Consider the following 10,567-nt stretch of genomic DNA (forward strand, 5'->3'; position numbering starts at 1 on the left):
GCGGCTGTGGACAACTGTTCCCGTGGGTCACGGGAGCACCGATCATTTGGCCATGAGCCACCACGAATTCCTGCCGATTCCGCCCGCCGAGACCGCCACCGACCCCATCGCTTCCCCCGCCGACCTGCGCCAGCGCTGGCGGGCCTTGATGGGGACGCTGGGATTCGGCGAACGTCTGCTGTGGTTCGCCTTCATCGGACCCGACCGTCGCCTGATCAAGGTCGCGAGTCATGTGCCCGTCGCCGCGAGCCCAGGGCCCGCTCTGGTCGAGAACGTGATGACCGCATTGAGGGTCCTCGTCGCCAACGTAGGAGAGGGCAGCACCGTCGCGCTACTCCTCAGCCGGTCCGGTGTCGGCGGAATCACCGACGCCGACAGGCACTGGGCAACGGCACTCGAGGACGCGGCCAACCGCTTCGGTGTGCCGATCGAGCCGATCTTCCGTGCAAACGACGAAGCGATCGTCCTCGTCAGTCGAAGGGCGAAGGCAGCTTAGGTCAGGTAACGGTAGGCGGGCGAACCCGGCTCCAACGCCTCGACGTGCATCTCGGAGGCGCGCATCCGGGCCATCAGGCCGTCGAAGTCGGCCGCAGAGCCCAGTTCGACGCCGACCAACGCCTCACCCGTCTCGCGGTTGTTGCGCTTGACGTACTCGAACAGCGTGACGTCGTCGTTCGGGCCGAGCACCTCGTCGAGGAATCGGCGCAGCGCCCCCGGCTCCTGCGGGAAGTCGACCAGGAAGTAGTGCTTGAGGCCCAGGTGCACCAGGGACCGCTCGAGTACCTCGTTGTATCGGGAGACGTCGTTGTTACCGCCCGAGATCAGGCACACCACGGTCGATCCAGGCTGGACGGTGCCCTGGGAGCAGGCCTCCGTCAGCGCGGCAACCGACAGTGCACCCGCCGGCTCGGCGATGATGCCTTCGTTCTGATACAGATCGAGCATCGCGGTGCAGACCGCTCCCTCGTCGATCGCGGTAATCGAGACCATGTCACCAGCTGCCGCCAACACGGCGTACGGCAGTGCCCCGGCCCGCGCGACGGCGGCTCCGTCGACGAACTGATCGACGTGCTCGAGCGTGACGGGTTCGCCCGTGGCCAGCGCCGCGACCATGGCGGCCGCTCCCGCCGGCTCCACCCCGAGCACCGACGTTCTGGTGGTCCGCTCCGCAAGGTAGGTGGTGATGCCGCTGATGCACCCGCCACCGCCGACGGGAACGATGACGAGGTCGGGTTCGGTCTCCAACTGCGCGAGGATCTCGACCGCGATCGTGCCCTGCCCCGCCATGGTGCGCAGATCGTCGTATGGCGGCACCAGGGTCGCACCGGTACGCGCCACGTCATCGAGTGCGGCGGCGGCGGCGATGTCATAGGTCGCCCCGCCGACGATCAACTCGATGAACTCGCCGCCGTGGTAGCGGATCCGGTCGCGCTTCTGTTTGGGAGTCTTGGCAGGGACATAGACACGCCCGTGGATCCCCATTGAGCGGCAGGCCAGCGCGAAGCCCTGGGCGTGGTTGCCAGCGGAGGAACACACGACACCCGCCGCGATCTCGTCCGGGGTCAACTGCATCAGGAGGTTGTAGGCACCTCGCAGCTTGTAGCTGCGGACGGCCTGCAGATCCTCACGCTTGAGATATACCTGCAGGCCCGTCTCCGCGGACAACCGGTCGCTGTACTGCAGCGGGCTGAGGGTGACCACCTTCGAAATTCGCTGAGCGGCCTCATCGATGTCCGAGGCGCCGAGTGGCGCGGGACGGCGCGAGGTCTGGCTCAGTTCGGCGGACACCGGTCAATGGTGCCACTTGCCCCCTCGCAGGCGAAAACGGGTTTAGCTCACGGGAGTCAGCACGAACACCGGGATCTGACGGTCGGTCTTCTTCTGATACTCCGCGTAGTCGGGCCACGTGGCGACGGCGCGCTCCCACCAGACCGCCTTTTCCTCGCCGAGCACCTCGCGCGAGTCGTAGTCCTTGGTGACGGTGCCGTCCTGCAGTTCGACGCGCGGGTTGGCCTTGATGTTGAAGTACCAGACCGGGTGCTTCGGTGCGCCGCCCAACGACGCCACCACCGCGTATTCCCCGTCGTGCTCCACCCGCATCAGCGGGGTCTTGCGGATCTTTCCGGACTTCGCCCCGATGCTCGTCAGCAGAATCACCGGCCTGCCCTTGAGTTCCGTTCCCTCGGTGCCGCCGGACGCCATCAACGACTCGGCATTTTCCCGGGCCCAATCCGACGTGCTTGGTTCGTACTCTCCAGTCAAAGGCATGGGACCAGCATATGACTGACGGAAGAGGGCTTGCCCGGAACCGGTGTTTCGGCTAGCCGAAATCTAAGTTGCGAGCTATCGTGAAGGCATGACCACGTCGACGAAGGTGCCCATCGCGGGCGTCCCGTGGCCCGTCTACAAACTCGTTGCCCTGGCCGTCGGCTTGCTCGTCCTCATCGTCGTCGGAGTCGCGACGACGAGCGCAGCCACTGCCGTACTCGCCGCCGCGGCAGCCGCGACCGTGATCTGGCTCGGCCCGAGCGTGTTCGGCTCCTCCGACGCCTAACCGGCGTTCTCGACCAGCCGGCGCAACGTCTCCAGATCAGCGGCCACCGCCGCGGCATCGGCTTCGAACTCCTCATCCGACATCCCAGGGCGTCGCCGAAGGGTGAAGACCGCCTCGCAGCGTGGCTCGCCCGCGCCGGCGGGAATCACCCGCATCGGGTTGTACACCTGTTCACCGGTCGGCAGCTGGACCACGTGGTCCAGGACGCCGAACTCGTTATCAGGCACGAATTCGACGTCGGCGTCGGCAAGCGCGGGATCGGCAAGGCCAGCCGCCCAGCGCGGTAACGCGTCCGGATCGGACGCGAAGGCGTACACCGCCTCCGGTGCGGCGTCGATCCACACGCTGACGTGTCTGGACGGGGCGAGCGAAGCGACGGGGGGTCTGGACGGGGCGAGCGAAGCGACGGGGGGTGAAGCCGAGTCGGTCGTGTCGTCATTCATCGGTCCATCGTGACGGACACACTGGGAACATGGCCGAAACTCCCGAACACCCGCAAGAAGTCGAGGCCTTCGTGCAGCGGGCCGAACACCTCGCCTCTGACGCCGAACACCACGTCCCGTCGTGGCTGCGGCCCGGCGCTCCGGAGAATCGCTGGCCGGTAGTCATCGCGATCCTTGCCGCGGTCGTCATCCAGCACTCGATTCCCGTGCAGTACACGGTGGTGCCACGCTGGCCGCTGGTCGGCATGGAGCTTCTCCTGCTCCTGGTGCTGCTGCTCATCAACCCGGTCCGGCTGTCGCGGCCGACGACGGTCGGGAAGTGGGCCAGCCTCGCCTTGACCGCAGCCATCACCATCGACAACACGGCATCGGCCGTCGTCCTGGCGAAACGCATTCTCAGTGGTGAGGTGAGCAACAACGCGGCCGTATTGCTCGGCAGTGGCGCCGCCATCTTCGTCACCAACGTCATCGCGTTCGGCATCTGGTACTGGGAACTGGACCGTGGCGGGCCGTTCGCACGGCGGGCGGGTCAGCAGCCGTATCCCGACTTTCTGTTCCCGCAGATGTCGGACCCGGACAAGGCCGGACCAGATTGGCGGCCGACGTTCGTCGACTATTTGTATGTCAGCTTCACGAACGTGGTGGCGTTCTCGCCCACCGACACCATGCCCTTGGCGCGGTGGGCCAAGGGCATGATGACCATTCAGTCGCTGGTCTCGATGTCGACGATCGCACTCGTCATTGCTCGAGCGGTGAACGTCCTAGGCTGACGGGGTGGGCATTGACGGGCTTGAAGACGTCTCCGACCTCGCGCCGGTCGAGCAGACCGCGTTCCTGACGCAGTACGCCAGGGCGCTGGACAGTCGGTGGGCACGGCCCATCCTCGGCGACACACTTGCCGACGACGTCGTCGGCACCATCGACTACGACTTCGCAGGCCTCGGCGTCAGCTCCAGCGTGGTGTGCCAGACGGCGCTGCGGGCCAAGATGATCGACGACCGGGTGCGCAGCTTCATCTCCGCCCATCCCGACGCCGTCGTCGTGGATCTCGGCGCTGGCCTGGACTGCGGCGTCTACCGAGTCGACCCGCCAGCGTCGGTCGACTGGTACAGCGTCGACCTGCCCGACGTCGTCGCGCTGCGCGATCGGGTCCTGCCAGGCCGACCGCGTTCGCATTCGGTCGGGGTATCGCTCGCCGAGAAGCGCTGGCCGGAAACGATTCCCGCCGACCGGCCCACCATCCTGATCGCCGACGGACTACTGGCGTTTCTCCGCGAAGAGGTGATCGTCGATCTGTTCCGCGGGATCACCGACCACTTCGGTTCCGGGGAGTTGGCCTTCAACGATTACGGCGGCATCGGCTGGTTCAGCCACGCCGCCATCAAGCTTCTGCCCCAGAAGATGTTTCACGACGTCGGAAGTCAGTGGGGCTACGCCGGTTTCAAGGACGCGCACCATCCCGAGACGTGGAGTCCGCGGCTGCGGCTGGTGGAGGAGGCCAGCCTCACCAAGGCTCCCGAGGTGGACCTGTTCCCCGGCTGGCTGCGGGCCGCCACCAGGCTCACCGGAATGACCAAGACCGGGGCGCGCAAGGCGCGGATCCTTCGCTACCGGTTCTGACAGCGGGCGTCGACCCGTCAACTCCCGAGGCAACCCGGACCCAGTAGGGCCTTGAGGTCACCCATCAGGGCCGACGACGGCGTCACCCGAAGGGCCTGATCTAGCTCCAGCGTGGTGATGCGGTCGCCGCTGATGAGCCGCAGTCGGACCTGCGAGGTTCCCGGGTGGTTGGCGAGCACCTGCTTGAGCGCGCCCACCTTCTCCACCGTGCACTGCCGGGTCGGCAGGCTGACCGCTACGGGACGGTCGGCCTGAGCATTCGAGAAGTCCGGAACGACGAGGTCGTTGGCGATCAGCGACAGCCTATCGTCGCGCGCATTCACCTTTCCGCTGACGATCACGACGGTGTCGTCGGTGATCTCCGCGCCGAACGTCGAGTACGTGTGCGGGAAGAACATCACCTCGATCCCGCCGGTGAGGTCCTCCAATTGCGCAGAGGCCCAGGGCATCCCGTTCTTGTTGACGCGCCTGTTGACCGACGCCAGGATGCCGCCCACCCGCACCTGCGCCTCGTTGGGCACGTCGCCGTTCAGGATCGCCGGAATGTGAGTGTCCACCTGCGCGGCCAGAAGATGCGCGACGCCGTTGAGGGGATGGCCGGACACGTAGAGTCCCAGCATCTCGCGCTCGAGCGCCAGCTTGTGCTTGTCCTCCCATTCCTCGTCGGGCACCTTGATGGCGAACACGGCGTCCGCGGCGGTGTCGGCGCCGCCGAAAAGGTCGAACTGGCCCATCGCCTCGGCTTTCTTGGTGCCCAGCACCGAGTCGACGGCGTCGGTATGAATCAGGAACAGGCCCTTGCGGGGGTGCCCGAGCGAGTCGAAGGCGCCCGCCTTGACGAGTGATTCCGTCACCTTCTTGTTGCACGCGGTGACGTCGATCTTGTTCAGGTAGTCGGAGAAGTCGGTGTACTTACCCTTCTCGGTGCGCGTATTGATGAGGGAGGCAACGACGTTCGCGCCGACGTTGCGCACCGCCCCGAGTCCGAATCGGATGTCGGTGCCCACCGAGGCGAAGTTGACCACTGATTCGTTGACGTCCGGCGGCAGCACGGTGATGCCGAGCCTGCGGCAGTCCGCCAGATAGACCGCGGCCTTGTCCTTATCGTCGCCGACCGAGGTCAGCAAGCCTGCCATGTACTCGGCAGGGAAGTTGGCCTTCAGATAAGCGGTCCAGTAGGACACCAGCCCGTAACCGGCCGCGTGCGACTTGTTGAACGCGTAGTCCGCGAACGGAAGGACGGTGTCCCACAGCGCTTTGACGGCTGCCGCCGAGAAGCCGTTGGCCTTCATGCCGTCCGAGAAGCCCTCGTACTCCTTGTCGAGCACCTCGCGCTTCTTCTTGCCCATGGCCTTGCGAAGGATGTCCGCTCGGGCCAGCGAGTAACTGGCCACCTTCTGCGCGATCCGCATGATCTGTTCCTGGTAGACGATCAGGCCGTGGGTCTCGGCGAGGATCTCTTCGAGGGGTTCGGCCAGCTCGGGATGGATCGGCTTGACGGCTTGCCTGGCGTTCTTGCGGTCGGCGTAGTCATTGTGGGCGTTGACGCCCATCGGTCCCGGCCGGTACAGGGCGATGACGGCGACGACGTCCTCGAAGTCCGTCGGCTGCATGCGGCGAAGCAGATCCCGCATCGGGCCGCCGTCGAGCTGGAACACACCGAGGGTGTCGCCCCGGCCCAGCAGTTCGAAGGTCGCCGGGTCATCCAGTGGAACCTCGTCCAGGTCGAGGTCGATGCCCCGGTTGGCCTTGATGTTCTCGATGGTGTCGCCGATGATCGTCAGATTCCGCAGGCCGAGGAAGTCCATTTTGAGCAGGCCGATGGCCTCGCACGACGGATAGTCCCAGCCGGTGATGATCGCGCCGTCCTGCGGCCGCTTCCAGAGCGGAATCGCCTCGATCAGCGGCTCGGAGCTCATGATCACCGCACACGCGTGGACGCCCGCGTTGCGGACCAGACCCTCCAGGCCGCGCGCGGTCTCGTAGATGGTGCGGACGTCGGGGTCGGTGTCGAGCAGATTTCTGACCTCGACGGCCTCTTTGTACCGCTCGTGGCTGGGATCGGTGATCCCCGACAGTGGGATGTCCTTGGCCATGATCGGCGGTGGCAGCGCCTTGGTGATCCGGTCGGCGATGGCGAAGCCGGGCTGCCCGTAGTGCACCCGGGCCGAATCCTTCAGTGCCGCCTTGGTCTTGATGGTGCCGAAGGTGATGACCTGCGCAACCCGGTCGCTGCCCCACCTGTTCGCCGCATACCGCAGCATCTCGCCGCGCCTGCGGTCGTCGAAGTCGATGTCGATGTCGGGCATCGACGCGCGTTCCGGGTTGAGGAAGCGCTCGAAGAGCAGCCCGTACTTGATGGGATCGATGTTGGTGATGCCCATTGCGTAGGCGACCAGCGACCCCGCGGCAGAGCCACGGCCGGGACCCACCCGGATGTCGACCGAGCGGGCGTAGTCGATGAGGTCGGCGACGATCAGGAAGTACGACGGGTAGCCCTTGTCGCAGATGACCGTGATCTCGTACTCGGCACGGTCGACGTAGTCCTGGGGCACTGCCGCCGGGAAGCGGCGCGCCAGCCCGCCGGCCACCTCGTGGCGCAACCACGATGCCTGGTCGTGGCCGTCGGGCACCGGGAAGATCGGCATCCGGTCCTTGGGCGCCCAGACCTCGGCGTAGGGCTGCACCCGCTCGGCGATCAGCAGCGTCGAGTCACAGGCCCCGGGTACCTCGCCATCCCACGTCGCCCGCATGTCGGCGGCGGACTTCAGGTAGTAACCGTCGCCGTCGAACTTGAAGCGGTTCGGGTCGGACAGCGTCTTGGCGGTCTGCACGCACAGCAGCGCCTCGTGGTTGTGGGCGGCCTCCCGCGTCACGTAGTGGCAGTCGTTGGTGGCCAACGGCGGGATGCCGAGCTTGCGGCCGACCTCGAGCAGGCCATCCCGGACCCGTCGCTCGATCTCGATGCCGTGGTCCATCAGCTCGAGGAAGTAGTTCTCCGGACCGAAGATCTCGCGCCACTTGGCCGCCGATTCCAGCGCCTCGCGCTCGTGGCCGAGCCGCAGCCGGGTCTGCACCTCACCCGACGGGCAGCCCGTGGTGGCAATGATGCCCGCCGCATTTTCGGCGATGATCTCGGCGTCCATCCTGGACCACTTGCCGAGTTGGCCCTCGAACGACGCCAGTGACGACAGCTTGAATAGGTTGCGTAGGCCGGTCGCATTCTCGGCGACCATCGTCATGTGCGTGTATGCGCCGCTACCGGAGACGTCGTCGGACTTCTGACCCGGGTCGCCCCATTGGATGCGCTTGGTGTCGAAGCGCGACGCGGGCGCGATGTAGGCCTCGACGCCGATGATCGGCTTGATGCCTGCATCCGTTGCGGCGTTGTAGAACTCGCTGGCACCGAACATGTTGCCGTGGTCGGTCATGCCCATCGCGGGCATCTCCAGCCGCTTCGCCTCGGCGAACATGGGCTTGACCTTCGCGGCACCGTCGAGCATCGAGTATTCGGTGTGATTGTGCAGGTGCACGAACGACTTGCTCATAGGGCCGCCAGTCTATTGCCGCCCTCCGACGGCGCTCGGCGTGTCGCCCTACGTGTCGCCGGGAGTCGACGAAGTTTCCGCACATCCGAGCAGACCGTGTGAGAACAACCTGCCGAGCAGCTCGGTGATCAGGTACATGTCCGCGGCGTCGTCCACGAATCCCGCGTAGAAGCCGATACCCCACAGCATCGCCCGCAACATCTCCACGACCGGTTCGATCGCGCAGTCCTCGGGGAGCTCGCCTCGGCTCTTCGCGTCGCCGACCAGTGCCGTCAGGAAGTCGCTCAGCTCGATGCCCGCATGTGCGCGCAACTCCGGGTTCCTGGTGGACTCCAGCCGGGCGCTCACCAGGAAGGCGATCTGCGAGCGGTCGACGTAGTCGGCTTGGTGCATGGCCGCGACCAGGGCGGAGAATTGATCCACCAGGGTGTCGTGTTGCCGTGCCGTGGCGATGCAGTCGGCGAGGACGATGCCCGACTCGGCAACGAGCGCCTGATAGATCTCCTCGCGCGACGCGAAGTAGTAGTGCAGCGTCGGGCGACTCAGTCCCGCGGCCAATGCGATGGCTTGGAACGTGGCGGCCTGATAGCCGCGTTCGTTGATCACCTTTCGCGACGCCTTGAGGATGCGATTGCGCGTCTCTGCCGAGTCCGAGCCGACGGGGCGGCCGCGTCGACGGGGTGGCCGAGCGTCGCGTAGCGCCATGCTGGCAAACGGTATTGCATACCTGCGACCCGGTCAAATATTCGCCCGTGGCAAACGTTTTCTCGGATACGCGACGATGGCGGGATCCGAAGTCACGTCGATCGCGCGGCGAAGAGCAACGGCCGCTTCGCCTTTGCGGCCTGCTTCGGCCAGATCGTCGGCGTAGACAGCAAAGGCTTCCATCGCCGGTGCCAAGTCCTCCTCAGTCGTGCCGAGCGAAGACCCTTCCGCATGGTGCATCGAACCCGTCACCGTGATGACGATCCAGGGGCCGCTGATTCGACACGCTCCACACCTTCCCCGGCGGGCTTCCTTCCCATCGAGCCGACGGTCATGACACCGAGGGCAACCCAGATCAGCGCGAAGCCGACCCAGCGACCCACCGGCATCGGCTCGTGCCCGACGAGCACGCCCCACGCCATCTGCAGAGCGGGATTCAGGTAGAACAGCAGACCCATCGTGATCAGCGGCAACCGCTGCGCGCCCGCGGCGAAGAGCAGCAACGGCACGGCGGTCACGGGTCCGGCCAACGTCAGCAGGATCGCGTGGCCCGTCCCGTAGCCCGCGAAGTGCCCCTGCCCGAGCACCTGGAGCGTGATCAGATAGCCGCCGGCCAGGGGCAGGGCCAGAAGGGTCTCGACGGCGACGCTGACGCGCGGATCGGCGACCACCACCTTCTTCACCAGGCCGTACAGCGCGAACGTCGCCGCGAGGGCGACGGCAATGTAGGGCGGGGCGCCCACCTCCGCGGTCAGCACCACCACCGCGACCACCGCCAGCGCCAGCGCGATCAACTGCCAATGCCCGATCCGCTCGCGGAACACGAACACCCCGATCGCCACCGTGACGAGGGGATTGATGAAGTAGCCCAGCGCCGCGTCGACGACGTGTCCGTGGGTCGCGGCGTAGATGTAGACGCCCCAGTTGACCGAGATCAGCGCTGAAGCCGCCGCCAACAACAGCCAGGTGCGTCCGCTGAGCCTGCGCAGATCACCGAGGCGGCGCGCCACGACGAGCACCAGCAGGAGGCATACCGCACTCCACACGATGCGGTGGGCCAGCACCTCCAACGAACCTGCGGGCAGCAGCAGCGGGAAGAAGCCTGGGCACAGGCCCCACCAGACGTAGGCTCCGACGCCGAACAGCACACCGGAGCGTCGGCGGGACTCGGCGACCGAACGGGTCGTCACGATTCGTGGTGACGGAGGACGTCGACCGCGTGTTGCAGGTCGGCCGGGTACGGACTGGTGATCTCGATGCGGCGACCGTCGGCAGGGTGGGCGAACGCCAGGAAGCGCGCGTGCAACCACTGGCGTTGCAGCCCGAGCCTCTTCGCCAAGGTGGGATCCGCGCCGTAGGTCAGGTCCCCGCAGCACGGATGGTGCAGCGCGGAGAAGTGCACCCGGATCTGGTGGGTGCGACCGGTCTCCAGGTGCACGTCGAGCAGGCTCGCCGCGACGAACGCCTCCACCGTGTCGTAGTGGGTGGTGCTGTGTCGGCCGCTCTCGCTGACGGCGAACTTCCAATCGTTGCTCCGATGCCGTCCGATGGGGGCATCGATGGTTCCGCTGGAGGGATCGGGGTGTCCCTGCACCAGCGCGTGGTACCGCTTGTCGACCGTGCGCTCCTTGAAGGCGCGTTTGAGCACTGTGTAGGCGTGTTCGGAAAGCGCCACCACCATCACGCCCGACGTGCCC

The 10,567-nt window shown here is 66.4% G+C and carries 12 protein-coding genes; 4 read left to right on the top strand and 8 right to left on the bottom strand.

All coding sequences use genetic code 11. From position 1 onward, the window contains the following. Positions 1-52 precede the first annotated feature (52 nt). Complete coding sequence (locus tag QOI01_RS13110) at positions 53-496, top strand: hypothetical protein (RefSeq protein WP_526381531.1); 444 nt, start codon at positions 53-55, stop codon at positions 494-496. Here the strand turns inward: QOI01_RS13110 and ilvA are convergent. Together ilvA and QOI01_RS13120 are read right to left on the bottom strand one after the other, a co-directional pair. Further along, positions 493-1,788, bottom strand: coding sequence for a threonine ammonia-lyase IlvA (gene ilvA, locus QOI01_RS13115; RefSeq protein WP_526381533.1), 1,296 nt, complete (start codon positions 1,786-1,788; stop codon positions 493-495). The two genes, QOI01_RS13110 and ilvA, sit on opposite strands and share 4 nt — an antisense overlap. 42 nt (positions 1,789-1,830) lie before the next feature. Next, on the bottom strand, positions 1,831-2,268 hold the full coding sequence (locus tag QOI01_RS13120; protein ID WP_526381535.1) for a nitroreductase family deazaflavin-dependent oxidoreductase: 438 nt from the start codon (positions 2,266-2,268) through the stop codon (positions 1,831-1,833). An 88-nt stretch (positions 2,269-2,356) separates the two neighbouring features. Between QOI01_RS13120 and QOI01_RS13125 the strand changes: the two genes are divergently transcribed. Further along, positions 2,357-2,554 (top strand): hypothetical protein, encoded by a 198-nt coding sequence (locus QOI01_RS13125; RefSeq protein ID WP_526381537.1) that lies wholly within the window; start codon positions 2,357-2,359, stop codon positions 2,552-2,554. Here the strand turns inward: QOI01_RS13125 and QOI01_RS13130 are convergent. After that, the gene (locus QOI01_RS13130) at positions 2,551-2,997 is read right to left on the bottom strand and encodes an SRPBCC family protein (RefSeq protein ID WP_526381539.1); all 447 of its coding nucleotides are present in this window, start codon (positions 2,995-2,997) and stop codon (positions 2,551-2,553) included. The genes QOI01_RS13125 and QOI01_RS13130 overlap by 4 nt on opposite strands. A 29-nt stretch (positions 2,998-3,026) precedes the next feature. Between QOI01_RS13130 and QOI01_RS13135 the strand changes: the two genes are divergently transcribed. Both QOI01_RS13135 and QOI01_RS13140 read left to right on the top strand, forming a co-directional pair. Next, positions 3,027-3,767 (top strand): hypothetical protein, encoded by a 741-nt coding sequence (locus QOI01_RS13135; protein ID WP_526381541.1) that lies wholly within the window; start codon positions 3,027-3,029, stop codon positions 3,765-3,767. Positions 3,768-3,771: 4 nt separating this feature from the next. Then, complete coding sequence (locus QOI01_RS13140) at positions 3,772-4,617, top strand: class I SAM-dependent methyltransferase (RefSeq protein WP_526381543.1); 846 nt, start codon at positions 3,772-3,774, stop codon at positions 4,615-4,617. Positions 4,618-4,634: 17 nt separating this feature from the next. Here QOI01_RS13140 and dnaE read toward each other — a convergent pair whose 3' ends face one another. The 5 genes from dnaE to QOI01_RS13165 form a co-directional block, all read right to left on the bottom strand. Next, the gene (gene dnaE, locus QOI01_RS13145) at positions 4,635-8,165 is read right to left on the bottom strand and encodes a DNA polymerase III subunit alpha (RefSeq protein WP_526381545.1); all 3,531 of its coding nucleotides are present in this window, start codon (positions 8,163-8,165) and stop codon (positions 4,635-4,637) included. Positions 8,166-8,213: 48 nt separating this feature from the next. Further along, positions 8,214-8,870, bottom strand: a complete 657-nt coding sequence (locus tag QOI01_RS13150; protein WP_526381547.1) for a TetR/AcrR family transcriptional regulator — start codon at positions 8,868-8,870, stop codon at positions 8,214-8,216. 33 nt (positions 8,871-8,903) lie between these two features. After that, positions 8,904-9,122 (bottom strand): hypothetical protein, encoded by a 219-nt coding sequence (locus tag QOI01_RS13155; protein ID WP_526381549.1) that lies wholly within the window; start codon positions 9,120-9,122, stop codon positions 8,904-8,906. Further along, positions 9,119-10,018 carry an EamA family transporter RarD gene (rarD, locus tag QOI01_RS13160; RefSeq protein WP_526381559.1) on the bottom strand — a complete coding sequence of 300 codons (900 nt, stop codon included), beginning with the start codon at positions 10,016-10,018 and terminating at the stop codon, positions 9,119-9,121. The genes QOI01_RS13155 and rarD overlap by 4 nt, the downstream gene beginning before the upstream one ends. 38 nt (positions 10,019-10,056) lie before the next feature. After that, a partial coding sequence (locus QOI01_RS13165) for an RluA family pseudouridine synthase (protein ID WP_526381551.1) occupies positions 10,057-10,567 on the bottom strand: 511 nt, incomplete at its 5' end.

The organism is Mycobacterium sp. (assembly GCF_032162605.1).
GTDB lineage: Bacteria > Actinomycetota > Actinomycetes > Mycobacteriales > Mycobacteriaceae > Mycobacterium.

Excerpts from the sequence above, each read along its gene's own strand:
- QOI01_RS13110 (WP_526381531.1), top strand. The coding sequence starts at position 53 with ATGAGCCACCACGAATTCCTGCCGATTCCGCCCGCCGAGACCGCCACC.
- QOI01_RS13120 (WP_526381535.1), bottom strand. The coding sequence starts at position 2,268 with ATGCCTTTGACTGGAGAGTACGAACCAAGCACGTCGGATTGGGCCCGG.
- QOI01_RS13125 (WP_526381537.1), top strand. The coding sequence starts at position 2,357 with ATGACCACGTCGACGAAGGTGCCCATCGCGGGCGTCCCGTGGCCCGTC.
- QOI01_RS13130 (WP_526381539.1), bottom strand. The coding sequence starts at position 2,997 with ATGAATGACGACACGACCGACTCGGCTTCACCCCCCGTCGCTTCGCTC.
- QOI01_RS13135 (WP_526381541.1), top strand. The coding sequence starts at position 3,027 with ATGGCCGAAACTCCCGAACACCCGCAAGAAGTCGAGGCCTTCGTGCAG.
- dnaE (WP_526381545.1), bottom strand. The coding sequence starts at position 8,165 with ATGAGCAAGTCGTTCGTGCACCTGCACAATCACACCGAATACTCGATG.
- QOI01_RS13150 (WP_526381547.1), bottom strand. The coding sequence starts at position 8,870 with ATGGCGCTACGCGACGCTCGGCCACCCCGTCGACGCGGCCGCCCCGTC.